The 22,258-nt window shown below is 47.7% G+C and carries 16 protein-coding genes and 2 tRNA genes; 7 read left to right on the forward strand and 11 right to left on the reverse strand.

Features of this window, described 5'->3' with window-relative positions:
- The first annotated feature begins 25 nt into the window (after positions 1-25).
- From ACFS25_RS18110 to ACFS25_RS18125, 4 genes are all read left to right on the forward strand, one after another.
- Entirely contained in the window at positions 26-1,954 is a 1,929-nt protein-coding gene (locus ACFS25_RS18110; RefSeq protein ID WP_381503852.1) for a glycoside hydrolase family 2 protein, read from the forward strand.
- Between the two features lie 66 nt (positions 1,955-2,020).
- Complete coding sequence (locus tag ACFS25_RS18115; RefSeq protein ID WP_381503854.1) at positions 2,021-3,742, forward strand: GH39 family glycosyl hydrolase; 1,722 nt, start codon at positions 2,021-2,023, stop codon at positions 3,740-3,742.
- A 150-nt stretch (positions 3,743-3,892) separates the two neighbouring features.
- Positions 3,893-4,291, forward strand: coding sequence for a BlaI/MecI/CopY family transcriptional regulator (locus ACFS25_RS18120; protein WP_381503856.1), 399 nt, complete (start codon positions 3,893-3,895; stop codon positions 4,289-4,291).
- A complete protein-coding gene (locus ACFS25_RS18125) occupies positions 4,291-5,682 on the forward strand; it encodes a M56 family metallopeptidase (protein ID WP_381503858.1) in 1,392 nt (463 codons plus the stop codon). The genes ACFS25_RS18120 and ACFS25_RS18125 overlap by 1 nt, the downstream gene beginning before the upstream one ends.
- A gap of 133 nt (positions 5,683-5,815) precedes the next feature.
- On the opposite strand, the gene ACFS25_RS18130 is transcribed toward ACFS25_RS18125, so the two are convergent.
- The 3 genes from ACFS25_RS18130 to ACFS25_RS18140 form a co-directional block, all read right to left on the reverse strand.
- Positions 5,816-8,017: a S9 family peptidase gene (locus tag ACFS25_RS18130; RefSeq protein ID WP_381504575.1), complete on the reverse strand. Its 2,202-nt coding sequence runs from the start codon at positions 8,015-8,017 to the stop codon at positions 5,816-5,818.
- Positions 8,018-8,173: 156 nt separating this feature from the next.
- Positions 8,174-8,758, reverse strand: coding sequence for a YcxB family protein (locus ACFS25_RS18135; protein ID WP_381503860.1), 585 nt, complete (start codon positions 8,756-8,758; stop codon positions 8,174-8,176).
- A gap of 92 nt (positions 8,759-8,850) precedes the next feature.
- The gene (locus tag ACFS25_RS18140; RefSeq protein ID WP_381503862.1) at positions 8,851-9,258 is read right to left on the reverse strand and encodes a DUF4783 domain-containing protein; all 408 of its coding nucleotides are present in this window, start codon (positions 9,256-9,258) and stop codon (positions 8,851-8,853) included.
- A gap of 132 nt (positions 9,259-9,390) precedes the next feature.
- On the opposite strand from ACFS25_RS18140, the gene ACFS25_RS18145 reads away from it, so the two are divergent.
- On the forward strand, positions 9,391-9,903 hold the full coding sequence (locus ACFS25_RS18145; RefSeq protein WP_381503864.1) for a phosphoribosyltransferase family protein: 513 nt from the start codon (positions 9,391-9,393) through the stop codon (positions 9,901-9,903).
- Positions 9,904-9,912: 9 nt separating this feature from the next.
- On the opposite strand, the gene ACFS25_RS18150 is transcribed toward ACFS25_RS18145, so the two are convergent.
- From ACFS25_RS18150 to ACFS25_RS18175, 6 genes are all read right to left on the reverse strand, one after another.
- Positions 9,913-10,089: a hypothetical protein gene (locus ACFS25_RS18150; protein ID WP_381503866.1), complete on the reverse strand. Its 177-nt coding sequence runs from the start codon at positions 10,087-10,089 to the stop codon at positions 9,913-9,915.
- Between the two features lie 91 nt (positions 10,090-10,180).
- The gene (locus ACFS25_RS18155) at positions 10,181-13,168 is read right to left on the reverse strand and encodes a DEAD/DEAH box helicase (protein ID WP_381503868.1); all 2,988 of its coding nucleotides are present in this window, start codon (positions 13,166-13,168) and stop codon (positions 10,181-10,183) included.
- Between the two features lie 444 nt (positions 13,169-13,612).
- Positions 13,613-13,696: transfer RNA gene (locus ACFS25_RS18160), tRNA-Leu, on the reverse strand.
- Between the two features lie 61 nt (positions 13,697-13,757).
- Positions 13,758-13,830 (reverse strand) — tRNA-Gly (locus ACFS25_RS18165).
- A gap of 146 nt (positions 13,831-13,976) precedes the next feature.
- On the reverse strand, positions 13,977-15,638 hold the full coding sequence (locus tag ACFS25_RS18170) for a hypothetical protein (protein WP_381503870.1): 1,662 nt from the start codon (positions 15,636-15,638) through the stop codon (positions 13,977-13,979).
- Positions 15,639-15,694: 56 nt separating this feature from the next.
- Entirely contained in the window at positions 15,695-16,945 is a 1,251-nt protein-coding gene (locus tag ACFS25_RS18175) for a hypothetical protein (RefSeq protein ID WP_381503871.1), read from the reverse strand.
- A 273-nt stretch (positions 16,946-17,218) separates the two neighbouring features.
- Here ACFS25_RS18175 and ACFS25_RS18180 point away from each other — a divergent pair, with 273 nt between their 5' ends.
- A complete protein-coding gene (locus ACFS25_RS18180) occupies positions 17,219-17,839 on the forward strand; it encodes a hypothetical protein (RefSeq protein ID WP_381503873.1) in 621 nt (206 codons plus the stop codon).
- A gap of 115 nt (positions 17,840-17,954) precedes the next feature.
- On the opposite strand, the gene ACFS25_RS18185 is transcribed toward ACFS25_RS18180, so the two are convergent.
- Positions 17,955-18,164 (reverse strand): PhnA domain-containing protein, encoded by a 210-nt coding sequence (locus ACFS25_RS18185; protein WP_381503874.1) that lies wholly within the window; start codon positions 18,162-18,164, stop codon positions 17,955-17,957.
- 407 nt (positions 18,165-18,571) lie between these two features.
- Between ACFS25_RS18185 and nfi the strand changes: the two genes are divergently transcribed.
- Positions 18,572-19,279 carry a deoxyribonuclease V gene (gene nfi / locus ACFS25_RS18190; protein WP_381503875.1) on the forward strand — a complete coding sequence of 236 codons (708 nt, stop codon included), beginning with the start codon at positions 18,572-18,574 and terminating at the stop codon, positions 19,277-19,279.
- A gap of 27 nt (positions 19,280-19,306) precedes the next feature.
- Here nfi and ACFS25_RS18195 read toward each other — a convergent pair whose 3' ends face one another.
- Positions 19,307-22,168, reverse strand: coding sequence for a TonB-dependent receptor domain-containing protein (locus ACFS25_RS18195; RefSeq protein ID WP_381503877.1), 2,862 nt, complete (start codon positions 22,166-22,168; stop codon positions 19,307-19,309).
- Positions 22,169-22,258 lie beyond the last annotated feature (90 nt).

Genomic DNA, 22,258 nt, shown 5'->3' on the forward strand with positions numbered 1-22,258 from the left:
CAGCCTAAATAAACTCCGTAACTCCATGCATTCCCCGCGGTCTCTATTCGTTCTAGTTAGCCTTACTCTGTCAAGCCTGGGTGCAGGCAGTGTCGTTGGGCAAACGTCAGCTCCAAACCAACTCCGGCCTGCACCAATCATGAGCCGTTGGGAAAAACAAATCACACCGGAAAATGCCTGGCGTGAATACCCCCGCCCGCAAATGGTTCGTAAACAATGGCAGAACCTGAACGGCATGTGGGACTATTCGATTACGCCCAAAACCGCCCCGCAGCCAACTGACTTTACGGGAAAAATTCTGGTTCCATTTTGTGTTGAATCGACGGTGTCGAAAGTCAACAAATCACTCACCGCCGACCAACGATTATGGTATCGCCGAACCGTCAGCCTGCCAAGCGACTGGGCTGGTCAGCGGGTGTTACTCCACTTTGGCGCTGTCGATTATGAATGTAACCTGTGGGTCAACGGTGGGTTGGTTGGTTCACATACGGGTGGTTCAGACGCGTTTAGATTCGATGTTACGGACTTCCTGAAAGATGGCCAAAACCAGTTGGTGCTGGGCGTAACCGATCCCACGTCGACGGGAGAACAGCCGCGCGGCAAGCAATTGCTAAACCCTAATAGTATCTGGTACACGCCCGTGTCGGGTATCTGGCAAACGGTCTGGATGGAGCCCGTGCCCAAGCAAGCATACATCGAAGAAGTTAAACTTACTCCCGAACTCGATTCTGGGCGCATTCGGGTGGATGTATTGCTCGATCAACCAGCCAATAATTACACAACCGCTATTCGTCTGACCGCTTTAAATGGAAATCAAACAGTAGCAACGGCGCTGGTTCGGGCAGGTCGAACGGCTTATCTTACGATTAAAACGCCCAAACTCTGGTCGCCGGACAGTCCCTTTCTGTATGATATTAAGGTTGAGTTAGTTACCGTGACCGACCCCTTCGGCGATATGGCCCGAGACAAACGTCCCCGTCAGGACAACGCTATAACCATGGCTTTCGCTAAAGCAACGGCGACCGGCACACCGCTCGATGTCGTAACAGGCTACTTTGCCATGCGTAAGATTTCGGTCGGACAAGGCCCGATTGCCAATCAGCCGGTCTTGTTGCTGAACAACAAATTTGTGTTTCAGAACGGCCCGCTCGATCAGGGCTGGTGGCCCGGTGGTTTACTGACTCCACCCTCAGACGAAGCCATGACATTTGAGATTGATTTTCTAAAAAAATCCGGCTTTAATATGCTTCGTAAGCACATTAAAGTTGAACCAGAGCGCTACTATTACCTCTGCGACAAACTCGGAATATTGGTTTGGCAGGATATGCCGTCAGGATTTCTGGAAGGCCAGAACGAACATCCAGGTGACCAATCTGAGCCAATACGCCGATCAAAAGGGAAGGAGCAGTTTGAACTGGAACTTCGCCGGATGATGAACCGACTGCATAACCATCCCAGCATTGTGACCTGGGTGGTGCATAACGAAGGATGGGGCCAGTATGACAATAAACGACTGGCCGATTGGGTAAAAGCCCTTGACCCTAGTCGGACAGTAAACGCAAGCAGTGGCTGGAATGACCTCGGCGCAGGTGATTTTTATGACATCCATACGTATCAGGAAGAACCAAACGCGCCAACGCCTAAAACCGACCGGGTGGTTGTCATTGGCGAATTTGGCGGTATTGGCTGGCCAATTCAGGGTCATCTGTGGAATCCCGACATGCGGAACTGGGGCTATCAAACCTATCAGTCCGGGGATGTCGTGCTGAAAGCGTATCAGAAAAAGTACGCCAAAATTGTGGAGTATTATCAGAAACAGGCTCTGTCGGCGGCTGTCTATACCCAAACAACAGACGTTGAGGGCGAAGTAAACGGATTACTGACTTACGACCGTGAAGTCATTAAAATTCCGGTTGAGACACTCCGGCAAATTCACGCGCCATTATTTAAGTAAGACACTACACGTTTAAACAGACACTGCGCTCTTGGGTCTCACAGGCCGTACTTTCTTCGCTATTTTATGAGTCAATGCAACTATATTTTCTGGCTAAAGCCCTCGGTGCTTGCCCTGTGCACGTTTAGTTTACTAACCAGCGTAAATAGCTTGGCGCAACAAAATTTGCCCAAGCCCGTCACAATTCAGGTGGACTTGACGAAGGACAAAGGTCCTCTCAAACCCATTTGGGCATGGTTCGGCTATGATGAGCCGAACTACACCTACATGAAAGATGGCAAGAAACTACTCACCGAGATTTCACAGTTAAGCAAAATTCCCGTGAACGTGCGGGTTCATAGCCTGCTGGTTACGGGTGATGGTACGGCAGCGTTGAAATGGGGGTCGACCAACGCTTATACCGAAGACAAAAAAGGCAATCCGATTTACAGCTGGACGATTATCGACAAAATTTTCGATACGTTCATTCAGCGGGGCATGAAGCCCATTGCTCAAATTGGATTCATGCCGGAAGCTCTATCGACGAAACCCCAACCTTACCGGCACTACTGGAAACCCGGTGATAATTACAATGACATTTACACAGGCTGGGCCTATCCACCCAAGGATTATGCCAAATGGGGTGAACTGGTTTATCAGTGGGTGAAACACTCGGTCGACCGTTACGGTAAGAAGGAGGTCGAAAGCTGGTACTGGGAACTCTGGAACGAACCCAATATTAGCTACTGGAAGGGTACGGTGGAGGAATACATTAAATTGTATGATTACACGGCTGACGCTGTAAGACGGGCTTTACCAACTGCTAAAGTTGGTGGGCCAGAGGTAACGGGTCCCTCATGGGAAGGGTCCAGCAAATTTTTCAAACCCTTTATGGAGCATGTTGTTAGCGGTAAAAATGCCGTTACTGGCAAAACCGGTGCCCCCCTTGATTTTATCACCTTTCATGCCAAAGGAGCGCCGAAAGTAGTGGATGGGCATGTACAGATGAACATGGGGACGCAGTTGCGCGACATCGACAAAGGATTCGAAATTGTAGCCTCCTACCCTACGCTAAAAAACCTGCCCATTATTATCGGCGAATCAGACCCGGAAGGATGTGCGGCCTGTTCAGAGGATCTTAGCCCTCAGAATGCGTACCGTAACGGCACGATGTATTCCAGCTACACGGCGGCTTCTTTTGCCCGCAAATATGATCTGGCCGACGCGCGTGGGGTCAACCTGGCGGGAGCCGTTACCTGGGCTTTCGAATTTGAAGATCAAGCCTGGTTCCGTGGCTTCCGTGACCTGGCCACAAATGGCGTCGATAAGCCAGTGTTGAATGTATTCCGCATGTTTGGCATGATGCAGGGTAACCGAAGTGAAGTAAAAAATGGCCTTGCCTACGATTATGCCCGAATTCGGGATCAGAGTGTGCGGGCCGAAGCGGACATCAATGCGTTAGCCAGTAAAAATACTAAAACGGCTGCCGTGATGGTTTGGAATTACCATGATGACAACCTGCCCGCCCCCGACGCTCCTATTTCAGTTCAGGTACAGGGTTTGCCAGCCCAAAGAGTTCTGCTTCATCATTACCGCGTTGACAAGCAGTTCAGCAACTCGTATGAAGTCTGGAAAAAGATGGGTTCCCCGAAAACGCCCACTACCGAGCAAATCGCTGAATTGGAAAAGGCGGGGCAATTACAATTACTAACGTCGCCAGAATGGATGATGGCAAAAGACGGCAAGGTGAATGTAACCTTCGACTTACCCCGTCAGGGTGTCTCTCTATTAAAATTTTCCTGGGACTAAGAGTTGACTACCGACAAACCATTTTTAGAACTACCCAAAATAGCCGGACAACAATTCGGTTATTTTTTTCAAACAAATAACTAATGTATTAGTTGTAAAACTAAATCATTAGTCATACCTTTCGTTTATATTGATACAAGCTTAGAAATCATGCCGATACGCGAATTAACCAAAGCCGAAGAAGAAATAATGCGGGTACTTTGGCAACTCAAGAAAGGCTTCGTTAAAGATGTACTTGCTGAACTGCCTGAGTCGGACCGTAGCGACGGACTGACGACTCCGACTAAACCAGCCTACAATACGGTTTCGACTATCATTCGTATTCTGGAGCGAAAAGGGCTAGTGGGGTACACCGCCTATGGAAAAACGCACGAATACTTTCCGCTTATTACGGAGGAAGAATACCGCCGTTTCCAAACCGAGCAACTGATGACCAACTACTTCGATAATTCGCTCAAAAAATTAGTCTCGTTTTTTGTGCAGGACAAGAATATTAGTTTGGCCGAAGCCGACGAAATTATCAAGCTCCTCAACAAACAAAAAGACTAATGAACGCTCTCCCCTATCTCCTAAACGTCAGCCTGTACTTGCTGTTATTTTATGGCTGCTACGAGTTACTCCTGCGCAGAAACACGTTTTTCGGGCTGAATCGAGTGTATTTATTGGCGTCGGTGATCCTGTCGCTGTTGCTCCCATTGGTCGAGTTGCCGGGCGGGGCGGCCAATTCGCTGCCCGTTGGTATGATTACGTTACCAACGTTTACCGTTGGCAATCCTCAATCGGCATCAACCAACGGCCTGAGCGTAACGCAATGGTTTTGGCTGGTATACGGTGTTGGCGTGGCAATCATGCTCGTGCGGCTGGGTCTGAATTTATGGGCCGTATTCCGGCTCATTAGACGTGGCACTACAGAATCGAAAGGGACTTGTACACTGGTGCGGCTTCCAGATGATTCGACTCCATCATTTTCCTTTGGCCGGTATTTAGTTCTTAATCACGCGGACGCACTCACCGAACCAAAGGCACTGATGCGCCATGAAGAAGCACATATCCGCCAGGGTCATACCGCCGATGTATTGTTTTTGGAAATTGTACAAATCGCATTCTGGTTCAATCCGGTGCTGTGGCTGTATAAACATGCGATACAGGAAATCCACGAATTTCTGGCCGACCGGGCGGCACTAGCACAGGAGAACCTGAAACTAGATTACGCCCGGCAGTTGGTCGCCTACGCGCTCAATATTCCATCGGCGGAACTGACAACACCTTTTGTTTCTAAATCAACCCTCAAACAGCGAATCGTTATGTTACAAAAACCACAAACTCATCGCCGGGCAATTCTCGGCTATGCATTCGTTCTGCCGCTAGCCGCTCTGCTGGTCATGTGTACGCAGTCGGAACACGACCCCCAAAGTGAAGGCACTCTCTCTACTACGACACAAACTCAAGCCCGCAAAGCGGTAAAGGTAGATGGTGAGATTTTTACCGTTGTTGAAGAGCAGCCGGAATTTCAGGGAGGAATGGCAGGTCTGGGCTCGTACTTAGGAAAAAACCTTCGTTACCCGGCAGCCGCGCAGAAGGCTAAGGCTGAAGGTCGGGTATTTGTCAGTTTTGTAGTTACAAAATCGGGAGAGATTACAGATGTAGAAATCCTAAAGGGCATTGGCTATGGTGCCGATGAAGAAGCAATACGGGTTGTACAAAATATGCCCCGTTGGCAACCAGCCAAGCAGAACGGTCAGCTTGTTAATGTTAAATTTAATTTACCCATCAATTTCCAGTTGGAAGACGACGAATCAACAGCTTTCAAAGGAATAGAAACGTTTATGATTGACGGTAAAGTGACTACCCGACAGGAGGTTAAAGCTCTTTCGCCCGATAAAATATCGCGTATGGACGTCGATAAGGAGCGAAAAACGATTACAATAATGACGAAATAATTCCCAATACTATCTTCCTGAACGGCCTCCGGCCCGTAGTTGACTACGGGCCGGAGGCTGTTCTTTATACTCTTCACTAACCTAAATCCAGGGTTACGTTTTAGCCTTGAAAAACTATTAGCTGGCTCGGCAACTACAAATTCTTTTCTACAAAATCAGTCATCATCTGGTACAAATGAAGCCGGGTGTTCCCGCCATAAATACCATGATTTCGGTTCGGATAACAAAACGATTGAAACTGCTTTCCGGCGGCAATGAGGGCATTCTCGAAGGCGATAGAGTTCTGAAAGTGTACATTGTCGTCTCCAGTACCGTGAATAAGCAAATAAGGTCCACGTAGTTTAGCCGCGTGCGTCACAGGGGAGTTATTGTCGTAGCCCGACGCGTTTTCCTGCGGGCGTTTCAGATAGCGTTCGGTGTAAATCGTGTCATAGAATCGCCAGTTTGTGACGGGGGCAACAGAGATACCCGCTTTGAAAACATCGGCGCCGAGGGTCATACAAAGGGCGGTCATATAGCCACCAAAACTCCAACCCCAGATACCAACGCGGCTTGGGTCTACAAAAGGTAAGGTTTTTAAGTAACGGGCGGCAGCAATTTGGTCTTCTGTTTCGAGCTTACCAAGTTGGGCATAGGTGGCATTGCGAAAAGCCGCGCCCCGCGCGCCCGTACCGCGTCCATCTACCGATACAATGATGTAGCCTTTCTGCGCCAACGTCTGATACCAAAAGAAATCGCGGCTATCCCAGTCATTCTTAACCGTCTGCGACCCCGGCCCGCCATACACAAACATCAGTACCGGATATTTCCTGGCACCCGTACTATCGAAGTTCGCTGGCCGAATCATCCACCCGTTCAGGGGCGTACCGTCGGCAGCGTTGGTTTTGATAAATCGTTTGGGCGCAATTGTGTAATTCGCCAGTCGAGTTTTCAAGCCATCATTCGATTCCAGTACGCGCAGAGCCCCGGTTCCTTTTGTCTCTCGTAAACTAATGGTTACGGGCGAGTAAGCCGACGTATGATACAGCAGGTAGTAAGCAAAATCTGGACTGAAATTGGCGCTATAGGTACCGGGTTGGCTAGTGAGTTGCTGTTTTTTCTGACCATCCAGATTGATGCTGTAAAGGTGCCGTTCAAGCGGAGATACCTCGGTAGAGGTAAAAAAAATCGTACCCGTCTTCTCATCTATTCCCGATACTGTAGCCACTTCGAAGTTGCCGGATGTAATAGGCCGAATGAGTTTACCACTCAAGTCATAGAGGTACAGATGTTTGTAGCCACTGCGTTCGCTGCTCCAGATAAATGATTTTCCATCGCTCAAATAGGTCAGGTCGTCGGTAAACTCCTGATCAACGTAGGTGCTGCTGGTTTCGGTAAGCACAGTTGTGGCCTGACCAGTGGTGGCGTTTACGTGCAGGAGGGCAAGTTTATTCTGTAACCGATTGAGTTGTCGAACCGAGAGCAAGTTTGGATTTTTCGTCCACTGGATACGAGGCAGGTAACTATCTGTATCAAGGCCCGTTTGCGCCCGTACTTTTTTGCCAGAAGTAACGTCGGCTATCCAAACTGATACAAGCGAATTGGCTTCGCCCGCTTTGGGGTATTTAAACCGGTATTCCAGCGGGTACAAACCTCCCCAAAGCTGCATATCGTATTCAGGCACGTGGCTTTCATCAAACCGAATCCAGGCCAGATGTTTGCTGTCCGGCGACCATTCGAAGGCGCGCGCCATACTGAATTCCTCTTCATAAACCCAGTCGGCCCCACCGTTGATGATAGCGTTACGCTTGCCATCGGTGGTTAGCTTGGTTTCCTTTTTCGTGCCAAGATCAACCACAAAAAGGTTGTTGTCACGCATGAAAGCAACACGTTTACCATCGGGAGAAAAGATGGCGTATTGTTGTTTACCCCCTTTACTTAGCGGCACTAACTGCTTCGTATTGAGGTCATAGACGTAAAATTCAGCCATACTTGACCGACGGTAAATAGGCTTTTCCTGCGTAGTAATGAGCAGTTTTCGTTCGTCAGCCGAGAGTTGATACCCATCCACACTGATTGGCTTTCCCACACCCGATACCATTGTTTGTTTGGCATCGAAAAGAGTTTCTACGGGTGCTCCGGTTGTGATCGTAAATTTGACGATTCGCCCACCGTCGAGTGTGGTATAGAATCCTCCCGTTTTCATCCAGTTAACTGCTTCGACGGTACGTTGACTAAATACGCCCTGATTGCGGCCCCAAATATCGTCAAGCGAGACACTCTTTTGGGTTTGACCAATGACCGGAAGCGTAAAGAGAAAAAAGGAAAATCGAATCAGAAAGCGATAAGTTGTCATGAAGGCAAACAAATCAGACATGGGTTAAACCGCTTCATAGCGGCAATACAGATTAAAAAACGCCAAATCGAAAGTCCTGACACAGCAACACGGCGGACACAAAGAATTACTCTGTATCCGCCGTGTTGCTATACGTAAAAACAGTACGCAAAAAAATTACTTCACTGTTTCAGCCGGAACACTACCGGGCAACAACCCTTTGCGTCTTAGCAAGGCATCGGTAAAACGAAGGTCATTTTCGCTGGTGAATATATTAAACGGCAAATACAGAAATTGCGCTTTGGATAACCCTTTCGTAACAATTTTGGCAATCCAGTTGGCTTTCACATTTGCCATAGCCTCAGCATTATCCAGAAATAGAATGTAGGCCCCTTTGTCTTTGATAACACTGTCAATCTGGTTCCACTTCAAGATGCCGCCTTCTTTGGCATTTATCCGCATTAAAATCTGGCGACTGTCAATTTCGTATATGTACTTCTGAAACAGGGCTTTACTTTGTTCCATCTGAGCAATACCGGTAATCTGAACAGCCCAAAACAAAACATACAAAATGGTAAGCAACACAATGACGATATAAATCCAGTAATTGGGATACACGTTCGTCAGGCTCAGAATGACATTCAGAAGAATCAGGCCTAACGGCACAAAGGCCCACTTCCAGTTATCTTTTACCCACTGCCGCAGAGCGATGTTGATATACGTTTTTTGGTCTAACGCGTATTTCTTGGTCTTAACAATCATAGTACCTCTACATGAAAGTGCAAAGATAAGGCGATTTAGGATTTATGGTATACAGGCAGGCTGTAAAACCATAGATCATACAGCCAACATGATCATGATTCTTTTCTGAAATGCATCGCATTAATAGCGTATTGGTGGTCGTTCATCTGACGCATGAGTACATATACAGTGAATATTTGCCCGTTGGCTTCGTAGGTGCCGGTACTATAACGTAGTCGATCCGACGCCCCCTGATACACAAATTGAAATTTGTGGGGTGGGTATTTACGAAAAAAGGAGCGTAAAATAAATCTGGCCTGGGTAGCTTGTATAGCCTGAAATTCGACATTTTCAGTATCGATAACCAATTCAATAGTTTTAGCAAAGCGGGCCGATAACTGACTGGCATCACCAGTACGTAAGGATATACCTACCGTCTGGGCGATATCCATCTTTGTTGGCAATTTGCCTGGGAACACCCAGAGCAACAGGCCGAACGTAAAATTAATTAGTGTAGACATTGATGGTTAAAGAAGAGTTGCTTTGCACGACTACGCGCGAAAACTATGCCAACAAAATGCCATTACCAGATATTTCATTGACTAACGGCTTTTTTCCATCTTTACACCGTCAATACATCCATCAATCCGCACATGAACCACGTCCAGCCGACGCTTATCCTAAATGCAGAGCAAATCCACCAGAAAATCAGGCGGATAGCTTTCCAGATATATGAGAATAATTTTGAAGAACCTGCTTTACTGCTAGCCGGTATTTCGGGCGAGGGTTATGTACTGGCACAAGCATTGGCGCGAGAGCTCCAGGCAATCGCGCCATTTTCAGTCAGCTTGCTTCAGCTTAATTTCGACAAAAAACAGGTAGCCCAACCCATTGTTCAGTTTGACCGGCCCTCTGCCGATTATACCGATACAGTGGTTATTGTAGTTGATGATGTATTGTATACCGGTCGGACGCTGGCTTTCAGTTTGCAACCTTTCCTGAGCGTACCTGTCCGCAAATTGCAGGTGGCCGTTTTAATTGATCGCAATCACCCCCGCTATCCGGTTGCCGCCGACTACAAAGGCTACGAACTGAGCACAACGCTCACAGAACACGTGGATGTGGTGCTCAGCGATGAAAATCGGATGGGCGTGTATTTAAGGTAGAGCGTACTCCTACACCCTCGTACTACGGATCAGACCGATACCCGCAAAGAAAAAGATGCCCCCCAAAATGACATAAACAAAGGATGCCTGAGAAACACCTCCTTTTGTAAAGTCGATACCGCCATAAACGAGACCCACTAAACCAACCAATGTCAGAATAGTACCGAGTAAACTTTTAGCATTCATACGTAGAATTTTTAGCGTGAGCGATAGTGTATCGGATTGATAACTAATGTTAGCTAAAACCTTCCCCGAAATAGTTGTTTTATTTGACTAATTACTCCAGCAACACCATAATATCCTCCTTCGTCAGCGACTTCATAAAGTTTTCTTCCGTCGTAATAAGGCTACCCGCGAGTTGTTGTTTGGCGCGTTGCAGCGATAGAATTTTTTCTTCAACCGTGTTTTTAGCAATGAATTTGTACGTAAACACCGTTTTCTTCTGCCCAATACGGTGCGCCCGGTCAATGGCCTGAGCTTCGATGGCAGGATTCCACCAGGGGTCCAGAATAAACACGTAGTCGGCAGCGGTTAGATTGTGTCCTAACCCGCCCGCTTTGAGTGAAATCAGAAACAGCTTTACCGAATCGTCGGTCTGAAAAAGCTCGACTTGGCTTTTGCGGTCTACAGTTGATCCATCCAGATAAGCATACTTGATATCATGTTCTTTGAGGTGCTGCCGCACAACAGTCAAATGTTTAATAAACTGGCTGAAAACGAGCACCTTGTGATTTTCGGTCATGGCGCTTTCCAACCGCATCAGCATATCATCTAACTTCCCCGAATCGCCCTCGTAGTCGGCATCTACCATACGCGGGTGATTGGCAATTTGCCGGAGTTTAGTCAGCCCCTGCAAGACAATTATCTGCGATTTGGCGATACCTTCTTCCTCAATTCGCTCCAAAATCAGATTCCGATAATACGATTTTGCTTCCTCGTATTGGGCTGACTGGTCGGGAGTCATGTCGCAGTACAGGACACTTTCAACTTTGTCAGGCAAATCAGTAGCGACCTGCGCCTTATTGCGCCGGAGCATAAACGGCTTAATTAAACTGTAAAGCTTTGCTATTTTTCCTTCTTCGTGACGTTTCTCTATGGGAATCTGAAACTCATTTCGGAAGAACGACTGACTTCCCAACAAGCCAGGATTGATAAACGACATCTGCGACCAGAGGTCCATCGTGCTGTTTTCGAGCGGAGTACCCGTCAGAATAAGCCGGTAACTCGTATTAAGCAGCATCACTGCCTTCGTAATATGTGACGAAGGGTTTTTGATTGCCTGCGACTCATCCAAAATAACGTAGTTGAAGCGATAGTCGCTCAAGAGATCAATATCAATTCTAACGATACCATATGACGTTAAGATCAGGTCATAATCATTGAATAGAGCCGTATTCTTATCACGATAGGTTCCCGTATAAACCATTACCCGAAGGTCAGGCGTGAACTTCTTCGCTTCAAGCTCCCAGTTATACAGCAGCGAGGTCGGCATGACCAGCAAACTCGGTTCTGTAACACCCGCTTCTTTTTGCCCTTGCAGCATAGCCAGCGTCATAACGGTTTTGCCCAAACCCATATCATCGGCCAGACACCCACCGAAACGATACTGCCGCAGAAAATTCAGCCAGTCATAACCGGCTTGTTGATAGGGCCGCAGATCGCCAATGAACCGTTTTGGCAGCGGGAAGCGGTCAATTTCCTCAAAGTTGCGTAAGCGTTCGAGCTTACGGCTGATTATTGTTGTGGCCAGATTATCGCGCTCCAGTTCCTGAACCAGTGCGAGGTGGTGTTTTTTCAGCACCAACTGGCCATCGCGGTCAATACCGTCAGGGTGTTCCAGAAAACCAAACAGTTCAGAGTACTTCGTAAACCAGGCATCGGGAATAACGGCTACCTCACCATTAGGCAGCGTAAACTCGTGTTTTTTATTCAGAATGAGCGTTCGCAGTTTCAAAAACGGAATTTCGAACTCGCCGAAGCGAACATTGGCATAAATATCAAACCAGTCACGACCTTCTTCAATCGATACATTAATGCTCGAATAACCCAGAAAATAGCGTTTTGTATCCTGCGTATCCTGTCGAAGTAAAAATCCGGCCTCCTGAAGCTGACCATTGTTATTCGATAACCACGTAAACGCTTCTGCCTTCGAAATAGCTAGCCGACCATGCTGTAAATCAAGACCTGCATCGTGCAGAAAAGTAAGCTTATGACGCTCTAACCGCTGGTCGCGACGGATTTTATGGAAAATATATTCGTCGTTTTTCTTTTCCAGACTAACATTGGCCGATGCGCCAAAACTATCGAACCGAAACATAAAATCACCGTACTGAAATGACAGATCGAACACCATACGCTGGCCAGTTCCCTCATCGCTTTCCGGTATATCCGAACTGCCCTCAAACAAAGGCACCGAAACCGACCGGCTCGACTGAGCCATCTCTGAAACAGTCAGAACGGGCACCGGTGCCATCGCTTCGGTTCGAATTTCAAATCCTTTGGCATACACATCATACGACGCGATGAGGGGCGTTACGAATCGTTCGTAGTACTGTTGCTCAATGTTTCGTGGAATAACAATATGGTTTTTTGCGAAGAAAGGTCTTAATTTTTTGCCGTCTACATTTTTGCTGAAATGATAAAGCTTGTTGCTAACCATCAGATAGGCTGGCTCATCACAAATCATCAGCGCATCTTTATACTGGAAATCTACCCGTTCGGTATCACCCGACGCACCCTCTCGCGGGCCAATCGGATAGCGAATAATTGGGAAATAATGAGTCGAGTCGGCATTGCGAACAAAGTGAAAATGCACCCGTGCCGGTTCGGGCATCCAGATAATGGGTTCCCAGGCAGGATTGCCATCATTGCCCATGATATAGAAGGGCTTACCAGTCAATAAGGCCATAACCTGGGCCTTAATAATTTCCAGATAACCGCCAATGGCTTCCTGAATAAGTTTGTCGCCCTTCTGAGGGTCGTATATTTTCAGGAAGAAATCAACAGCAGGTAACTTTCTGGTATTAAACTTCTTAACGATAGTATCCTGCTGTATACTGTCAATAAGTTTTACTAATTCAAAATCCCGTTCATCTAAGCCCTTGGCAAACTCCCCGACATTTTGCGTGGAAAGCGTCTGGTTTTGCAATGTCAGTTCGCCCCGGCTGTTGCGTTGTACTACAAAAGCTTCAATAAGATAGCCCAGAAACTCGTGATTCAGAAGCGAATATACGATTTGAAACGGTTGCAAAGGCGAAACTTTCATGGTACAAGGCCGCTATGACCGATCCCTGGAGGGCAGGCCAAAACGTAGTAATAGGATGAACAATCTTAGAAAAGAAACCGTGTGGACATGGCCATCAACAAACGCAGCGAGACTAGCCAAAAGAACTCATTATGAAGAACTTATCAACTGCCCACATTTGTCAAAGGTTTCAAATATACGAATCAAAACAAAAGGTACAAGAGAGAAGTCGACAAAATTGGCAAAAGGTAAAAATCACGAAGTAGAAGCAATGAATTTGCTTTCAATCAAGCGAAAGTAGGTTCAGCTAAAACTCAACGAACTACTAGACCTTACCAAGAAGCATTAGGAATCGCTTGATAGTAGAGGAAAACTTTATAAGAGCAACAGAACTCCCTAAATGTCCCCCAAAAAGATAAGCCCCTGTAATACGATGTATCACAAGGGCTTACTAATTTTTCAATGTACCAGGAGCGGGAGTCGAACCCGCACGGGCGGATGCCCACAGGATTTTAAGTCCGGCGTGTCTACCAATTCCACCATCCCGGCAAGCCATTTCTGCCGAAGCAGTGTTTACAAAAAAAGCACCGGGGTCGGTGCCTTTTTGTAGAGCGAAAGACGGGGTTCGAACCCGCGACCTCGACCTTGGCAAGGTCGCGCTCTACCAGCTGAGCTACTTTCGCGTGTCAATTACGCCAGCCTATTGGCGAATTGTGGATGCAAAGGTAGCCTATTTTTGGTATTTGTCAAGTGCCCGTCTCAAAAAAAATTCATCCGACGCGCTAAAAAGTAGCCCAAAAACTGATTCTGAACGAGTTAAGACCGTACTTTATAATAACGATTCATTCACTTGTGTATCGAACACGCCGGTCAGAATACGACCATTTCGCTTCACTTGCACCCAAATACGATACTGCCCGGCCCGTGGGAAAGCATACGGAAACACAACCATGTTGTTAGTCTTCATCTGGTGACTCATGCCGGGCATTGATACGGCGAGTAACTGATTTTTCTCGTTTTCTGGCAGTGTTTTAAGCTTGGTAATATACGCGTCGATGCTATCGCGAAAATGAACGGCTTCGGTATAATGAAAGATCCGAGCAGTGTCGGCAATGCGCTTCACTAACGAACCTTCAGCCGCCATTGAGTAAGTTCCAATAGGGTGAAGGTGAATATAGACACTACCATCGGAACGCAAAATAGCCGCATGACCACCCATGCCTAAATAAGGCTCTAACGGTGTGGCTTTCCCCTGAGCATCGGCCACCGCAAATTTCAGCGCATACAATTTACCCGCTTCCAAAACCTGCGACGGTTTATCCATCCAAAGCATGGTTGACCCGTCAGCAAGCTTAACACTAGCGCCAGGTTTTCCACAAACGGCCATATCGTTGTCTAAATGCGGCACATTGACGGCGGCAACTTTCACACCCATTGGTTCGGTTATAAGCCAGCTGTCGTCACGATCCGATGGTTTAGCGTTCGCAGCAACTGAGCTAACCTTCAGAGAAGGCACATCTACAGTGTCAGTTATGGTTTCGGCAAAACCGCTTTGGTACACCACGTCAGCATAGAGCAGGTATTTACCACCCGGCATTGGGGGCAGCGTAGCCTCGTAATTTAGTGTATCTCGTCGGTTAGGATGCAAATGGGCAAAAGCATCTAATCCCGGGATTCGCACCAGAAAGGCGTGCATTAGTTTGCCGTGGTCAGGCAAAACATAACTCAGGGTCCGACGTTTTCGTCGATTTACGCCAAAACCAGTCGTATCGAACTGAATTGTTAGTTGCCGCTGAGCATCGGCAATTCGCACCGATGTATGGATGGGAGTCGGGCGATATAGCTGTTCATTACGGTAGTCTTTAGCCGTACTGTTCCACCAGGATCGCCAGCCGGTTAGGATCAGCACAATCGCGATCAGGCCAACACTCATACCAACTAACCGCCGACGGCCAAGTTTGGCTGGTGGAGCCTGATTTGGCTTTACAATTCCGTCAGCGTTGCTGGCTCCGATAATCGTAATCAACATCACAACCAGCAACAATCCCATAGCCGCTAACCCAAACCCCGTTCCTTCCGGCATGTCTCGTAGTGCCGTGGCTAGGGCCATTACAGGCACAACTACCTGCTGTTTCCCATCGGGGCCATCAATGCTTAATTCAACACTCGACGAGCCAGAAGCCATCAGCCATAGATCACCTTCGTAGCGATTAGCCCCAACGCGTGTCAGCATATCATGTGTTGGTGCCCCTTTATCGCCGGAGCGGAAGTAAATGGGTCTTGCACCAATGCTACTAACCCGTCCCGCTTCCACAAATACGGTGACCTGGGCAGTTCCGGGCACAACATCGGGCGGCTTTATGCTAATCAATAGTTGATACTTCCCGACTTGTTTCTGCACAATTACCCCCGAGCTGCCAACGTGTGCTTCGGCAACGAATGACACAGCAAAAAAGTGAACGAGCAAAGAGAGCAGTATAAACCATTTCATTGTCGTATACTTCCTATAGTTATTTGAATTCATGTTTCTATTTCCTATAATCCTGTTCATCGTACCACTCGTTTCATCCAGTTTCCCCAAAATAGCCCGACACGAGCGGAAAGTGTTGCATAGAGCAATGCTTTGCCAAAACCTAGTAGGAAACTACTGGCTGACTGGGTATTCCAGGGAGCAAAGGCATACCGATATTCAAATTCGGGAGGGCTATTGTATGTCCAGGAATAGGATAGGAAAATGCCGTTATGCGCGTAGGGCGACGTAAGTAGAAACTCACCGAATGGCCATTGAACTACCAATAAGACAAGCATAAAGGCAACGGCATACAACCCGGCCAGCAGCCAATCATTCAGCTTGCGCTTACCCGTGGCAGGCGCGTCGAAGCGGTGCATAAGCCAGTCGAGAATCAGGCCCGGTATGATCAGCAACAAGGGAAATATAAACGGCTGATAGTGTGTGATGGGGTTCAAAACAGGCCCCAGCCGAGGAGTAGCCGGAACATTTTGGAGTAACCAGCTTGGTACTAGCATAGCCAGCATATAAACACCGGCAATGGTCGTAATGGGCCAGCGAAGCATGGAGGCCCGCCCTACGGCCAGCAAGTAAAATGGCAAGATGATAGCGCCGATAGCGTAGTAGCTGGAGTCGTGCGATTCGCGCATACCCATCGACTCCGAGAGTAACGTATAAAGCATTGTCAGGAGTAGACCCGCCGAAATAGCAAATAGCCACTTTAAGCGCGTAACTCGCTGACTAGTAAAATAATCTTCGCTTTTTGACTGATTACGATACTGATTTTGCAGGGCCAACACGCCAACCATCGCGCCAAACTGAACGGTCATGATACCAATGGCCAGAATCGTATGCGGGGGTGTTAAAATCTGGACATCAAGCCCATAAGTATTATGCCACCAATCGTCAAACGGGGCAGATGTCAGCATCGCTAGTGCGCCCCAAACACAGAACATAGCACCCAGCGGTCCGTAAAAAATGCCCCAGAAGGGAACGGCTGCTGCCCGACCCGGATGATTTTTGGTTAGTGTTAGGTTTAGAATCTGGTAAGCGGAAAACAATCCTGCTATAATGGCTCCAACATAAATAACGACGTGCGGAGGTGCCAATAAGCCATCCCGGCCGATACTCATGTGCCACATGATGTCCCAGAGCAGGCCCACGACCACACAAAACGACGAGAAAACGACGGCATAAATATAGACGGGTATGCCTAGACGCCACCCAACAGACCGAGCCAGAGACGGCTCCTGGACAGATGGAAATGAGGAAGTAATTGCCGATTGCATAAAAAAAAAGAATGAGGTAGTTTGCTTGTGCAATGATATGGAAAGATACGAAAAGGTTGCAAAGACTATATCAAAATTGGTCAATACAACGAATGTTTTCGTAACCGGTAATCACTGTAAGTCAATGGGATAGATTCCATTTGTGGCAATTCACTCAAAATTAGCTTTAGGTATCGTTGGATAAATCAGTGGCATTCACTTGAGCCAACGGGACACCAATCAACTGGTTTATGGCGTTATTTGTACAACCATCTGTACACCGGCTTCATTATCATGCTACGTTTAAATTCACCGGTACGCGTCTTCTTATTCTCCGCCAAGACATTTCTCTTTCTAGTATTTAGTCTGGCAATGAGCGCGTGCGTGCCCGACTTTTTATCAGACTCCGACTGGGTAGTTGTTGAAGCGGGCGAACATGAACCCAATCCCAAACGCAAAGTAGGCTTGCTCATCAGTCCGCACGAAGTGTCGGCAACGGTTACATTCGACAGTTCCTGCATCTACGACGTCGGCGCAGTCGATGCTGACGACTGGAATAAAGTTATCGGCTTTGGCTTTGTGGGGTCTAAAGATCAGTCTCTGGATGGTGTCCCTCCGCACCAGGTCGATGGCGCACGGGTAGGATGGCGCTGGAACCCCCTGCGCGGGCGCATTGATTTGGGTGCCTACATTTATGTGGAGGGTAAGCGTATCGATTTTAAAGTAGCCGAAACACCCCTAAACACGCCGACTAAGATGACCATCAAAATTGACTATGCCCGAAAAGTATATCAGGTATTAGGCGGTCAGGCGGTGCCATTTACACACGATAAGTCGTTCGCCTATAATACAGGTCTTTATTTCGGGGGTACTCAGGTTGCGCCCCACCGGATTCGGGTGAAGATTGAGGACTAGCTTGTCCTGCACTATGTGATTCCAAAACACTTACCAAAAAATACGCCCGGTGTAGAGCCGCCGGGCGCAAACAAAAACAATACGTAAAGCAGTCGCCCAGTCTGTCAGGAAACGATTAAACTTTTTGCAAAAACATGGTTTTAAGGACCATCATTGTTTTATCAACGCGGCCTTCAATTTCCTCAGCGTCTTGTGTGAGATGAATACTCTTTATCAACGTTCCTCTTTTGAGCATAGTAGATGAACCTCTTACCTTCAAGTCCTTAATCAGCTTTACCGAATCTCCTTCAGAAAGGTCTGTTCCGTTACTATCTTTTACTTCCATTTAGTTTCCTTACTTTATCATTAGAATTGGCAATCTGCCGCGAATATAAGTAAAAGAGCTAGGCTTAACTTGTCGTTACGGCTCGAAGAGCCTTTCTGCCTGTAGTACAAAAGATGGACAGAAAACTAATAATGCCCTGGGGCCTGCCATTCGCCCTATAATGGCAGTTACTGGCGAAAATCTTCTTGAGGAAGCCTTATTTAATTTATACAGTCAAGACACACACTCGTTATAAAGTGAGCACAATTACGTGACGAGGCAACTAAGTAAACCATCACTGTATAAACGAGGTACAACGAAGGCCTTGTCGTTTGAACGTTTTGGATGGTTGTAAACGACCTGACAACTAACTTTACAAACCTTGTCAAGCATCTTTCGTTAGGTAATCATTTAGCTCTCGTTTACACATGGCTCATTACCTACCCCTCCACGACTGGAACGTCTCTCCCACCGAAGCCGTCGCTTTGCAACAGCAGTTACGCTCGCAGATTCGCATTGAGCCACTGGCTGAACCGCCTAAAACTATTGCCGGCTGCGACATTTCGTTCAATAAATTTGAGGAAACCGTTTATGCCGGAATTGTGGTTCTGCGACTCGACACACTCGAAACCATCGAAGAAGCGGGCGTGGTCAGCACAGCGCCGTTTCCTTACATTCCGGGTTTACTGTCTTTCCGCGAAATTCCGTCGCTGTTGCAGGCGTGGGCCAAACTATCAATTGAACCCGATGTGGTGATGTTTGACGGACACGGCATTGCTCACCCACGCCGAATTGGGATTGCATCTCACGCGGGCTTGTTTCTAAACCGTCCGACCTTCGGCTGCGGCAAATCGGTGCTGGTGGGTAAATTCGAAGAACCTGCCCCCGAACGCGGTTCGTGGTCGCCCATGATGCATTACCGCGAGGTAATTGGCGCAGCTTTGCGGACTAAAAATAAGGTCAATCCTGTTTTTGTCTCACCCGGCCATTTAATTGATCTTGAAACCGCTATTTCATTAACGCTACAATGTGATGGTGGCCGTAATGGTACTGGCTATCGCCTTCCCGAACCGACGCGACGGGCGCATAATTTGGTGAATGCGCTGCGCAAGGGCGAACGGGCAAGTACTGTATAATGACCGCATTGGCTATCAATTACGTGACTACCGCATTAATTCATCAAATGTAATGCTCACATAATAAAGCCCGCCGATACGCGCCAGACCATAGCCTTGTGCATAATATTGATTTAAAATGTTCGTGCCGCCGAGTTTAACGACCGATTTCACCGTTGGGACTTTGTAGGACACCTGCGCGTCTAAACTTGTCCAGGAGGGTAACCAGACATCGCCCGCTGTTGTGCCTTGTTCTGCCCACATTCGATCTGTCCAGCGATAAGTAAGTGTGGCCCCAAACCGGTCGGTCAGGAGTGGATTACTAAGAATTATATTGTACCGATTTTCGGGTGAGTTAAAGAAATTACGGCCTTTCTGAGCGACTTCAGGATTGCTCATTTTACGCTTTACGATGGGTACACCAGCGTTGTCATTAATAATATTTCCCTGTGCATCACGTAGCGTTACGGTCCCAACCTGATGAGTATAATTGCCGCTAATAGTGAACCCCTGACCAAGACCGTAGTCCGTACCTAACCCCCAGCCATTCACGAATGTCTGGTTAAAATTATTAAAAGTAATTTGCAGTGTTCGGTACGCATTGGCCGCAAAATCGGTAAGCTGACCATTCGTGGGTTGGTAGAAACTCTGGGCCGCCATAAAGTTGGTATATTTGCTATGGAAGTAAAATGCATCTACATATAGCTTACTCTGAATCTGGGCTTTATAGCCTAGTTCCCACGTTTTTATTTTCTCGGTCGTAATGGTAGTCGGGTTGTATGAACGGCTGCGCAGTTGAGCTTCGGTTAGGCGTCCGGCAACAAAATCCTTCACATCACTATCTAGATACGCTGGGTTGGTGAGCAGACCCGCCGGCCCAGCCGAGAGTTGTGAACCACCTACATCTCCTCCTTTTCCAGCCGCCGGAATGGCAAACAACTGGCTCGGTGAAGGATTTCGAAACGCTGACTGCCACGATCCCCGAAAATTATGCACGCCCACACTCGCCACCGCCGACGCGCGGGGTGTAAAGCCACCATTCACATATTGATTCTTATCATAGCGAATCGCTACCGTTGGTTTTACCGTCACGAATGTCCCTACTTTCAGTCCTTTAGCTGCCTGCACGTAGGTTCCATATTCGTTGATACTATATTCCGACCCATCGGCTTTTAAGGCAATAGCTGTACCTCCCGTATTCAGGGCGTAGTGCCGGATACTGCCGCCCGCAATCACCTCGACTGCGTTGTTCAGCAACTTTGTGAAATTATACATGCCCTCGTAATGCCGCATGGCCGAATTATCGCGGAATCGTGTTCCCTTGACCGTAGTTGAACCGGGTATAAAATCGGTGTTGTAGGTGTTGGCATAGGCATCTCGCACGGCATTGAATTGAGCGGAACCAGGTAGGTATCGCCCCCGGTCGGCGGTAACGCGGGCTTCCCCAACGCTAACCTTGTTTTCTACGTAAGCCTGCCCAAATTCGGTGGCCCACTGCCCCACTGATTTCCAGGTATTATTGATCGCCGTGGCCGTTTGTCCAATGTTCCAGGCTTCCGCTCTTTGCTGCGTAGTGTAAGCCCGCAAAAAGAAGTTATCGCCCCGCAGTTCGGCTTTGATCTGATGGCGCTGATAGTCGGGAAAATATTCGCGGAAACCTGCCGTACGAATGAAATTACCGTTGCCATAGTACCAACCCAACGACGCTTCGATGTTGCCCGGTAGTTTGTAATGTACTGACACGTTGGCCCGGTTATTAAATACTTTGCCATTGTTACCCAACACCTCTACTTCTCTATATCCCGTTCGGGTAACCAACTTGCTCTGTAACAAGGTATTGGCGTAGTTTTTCGGGAAAGTGAATGCACCACCCGCGTTGATGTCATCCCCATAGCTATTTACGCCATCATATTCAAAGTTCGTATTCGAGTTGTTATTAGGCACGAAACCGATTCCAGTGGCAATGCCTCCCTTACTGGGGTCAGTGGCAAAAAAATTGGTGCGGGCACGCGTTGAGCGGTCGCTGTAATCATCGGCGATGAAGTCGGTGCCGCTTAATCGCTGAAAATTCACCTTAAAGGCAAACCGTGTGCCGAGTTGTTTGGCGTAGCGAATGGCCATATCGCCGTAGCCTTTAGAGCCAAAATTTGCTTTTCCAACGTTATTGACGCCTGTTTTCAGTTGGACACTCAACCCCTGATACGTAAAGGGATTCTTGCTTGAGGTCAGCATTAAACCCTGCAACGCATCGGGACCATACAAGGCCGACGAAGCCCCCGGTATAAGTTCGATACGCTCAACGTCCAAATCCGAAATACCCGCTACGTTACCAAAACCAAAACCCAGACCCGGCGAACGATTGTCCATACCGTCGGTGAGTTGAACAAAACGGTTGTTGTTATTTGCCCCGAAACCCCGCAGGTTAACGGACTTAAATGTTAGGCTCTGGGTTAGCAAGTCAACGCCTTTCACGTTTTGAAGCGCGTCGAACGGACTGGACGCTGGCGACTGCTGAAACTGCTGTGTGCCAAGTTTTTCTACCGTCACGGCGGCTTTCCGACTATCTTCCGGGATGCGGCTCACCGACATAATGAGTTCATCGGTAAGGATGGCTTCTTTAGTAAGACTAATTACGATGTTGCGGAAGTTATTGCCTCGTACGGCTACGTCTTGCTGTTTATAGCCAGTTAATGATACGCTGATGGTAAGGGGTAGTGACTCGTTGGTTGGCAATGAAAATTGGCCATTTACCCGTGTAATCGTGCTCGTAGTAGTACCGCGAATACTAATCGTTGCGCCTGCCAACGGTTGATTTTTGTCGTCGGTAACGCTCCCCGCCAGATTAGTCTGTGCCCGGACATTTATAGTACTGATTAATGACAAAAACGAGAGTAAGAAGAATTGTTTCATAAGTGAGTTATTGCAAAGACAAACCTTTGTCCACAAGTTGTATACAAATGGTACAAACAGATAAAAGCTGTCCACGTTAAATAAAATTAA

It is taken from the genome of Spirosoma flavum, from assembly GCF_042686045.1.
GTDB classification, from domain to species: Bacteria; Bacteroidota; Bacteroidia; order Cytophagales; family Spirosomataceae; genus Spirosoma; species Spirosoma flavum.

Coding starts and splice junctions, on each gene's coding strand:
- ACFS25_RS18110 (WP_381503852.1), top strand. CDS start 26: ATGCATTCCCCGCGGTCTCTATTCGTTCTAGTTAGCCTTACTCTGTCA.
- ACFS25_RS18115 (WP_381503854.1), top strand. CDS start 2,021: ATGAGTCAATGCAACTATATTTTCTGGCTAAAGCCCTCGGTGCTTGCC.
- ACFS25_RS18120 (WP_381503856.1), top strand. CDS start 3,893: ATGCCGATACGCGAATTAACCAAAGCCGAAGAAGAAATAATGCGGGTA.
- ACFS25_RS18125 (WP_381503858.1), top strand. CDS start 4,291: ATGAACGCTCTCCCCTATCTCCTAAACGTCAGCCTGTACTTGCTGTTA.
- ACFS25_RS18130 (WP_381504575.1), bottom strand. CDS start 8,017: ATGACAACTTATCGCTTTCTGATTCGATTTTCCTTTTTTCTCTTTACG.
- ACFS25_RS18135 (WP_381503860.1), bottom strand. CDS start 8,758: ATGATTGTTAAGACCAAGAAATACGCGTTAGACCAAAAAACGTATATC.
- ACFS25_RS18140 (WP_381503862.1), bottom strand. CDS start 9,258: ATGTCTACACTAATTAATTTTACGTTCGGCCTGTTGCTCTGGGTGTTC.
- ACFS25_RS18145 (WP_381503864.1), top strand. CDS start 9,391: ATGAACCACGTCCAGCCGACGCTTATCCTAAATGCAGAGCAAATCCAC.
- ACFS25_RS18150 (WP_381503866.1), bottom strand. CDS start 10,089: ATGAATGCTAAAAGTTTACTCGGTACTATTCTGACATTGGTTGGTTTA.
- ACFS25_RS18155 (WP_381503868.1), bottom strand. CDS start 13,168: ATGAAAGTTTCGCCTTTGCAACCGTTTCAAATCGTATATTCGCTTCTG.
- ACFS25_RS18170 (WP_381503870.1), bottom strand. CDS start 15,638: ATGAAATGGTTTATACTGCTCTCTTTGCTCGTTCACTTTTTTGCTGTG.
- ACFS25_RS18175 (WP_381503871.1), bottom strand. CDS start 16,945: ATGCAATCGGCAATTACTTCCTCATTTCCATCTGTCCAGGAGCCGTCT.
- ACFS25_RS18180 (WP_381503873.1), top strand. CDS start 17,219: ATGCTACGTTTAAATTCACCGGTACGCGTCTTCTTATTCTCCGCCAAG.
- ACFS25_RS18185 (WP_381503874.1), bottom strand. CDS start 18,164: ATGGAAGTAAAAGATAGTAACGGAACAGACCTTTCTGAAGGAGATTCG.
- nfi (WP_381503875.1), top strand. CDS start 18,572: ATGGCTCATTACCTACCCCTCCACGACTGGAACGTCTCTCCCACCGAA.
- ACFS25_RS18195 (WP_381503877.1), bottom strand. CDS start 22,168: ATGAAACAATTCTTCTTACTCTCGTTTTTGTCATTAATCAGTACTATA.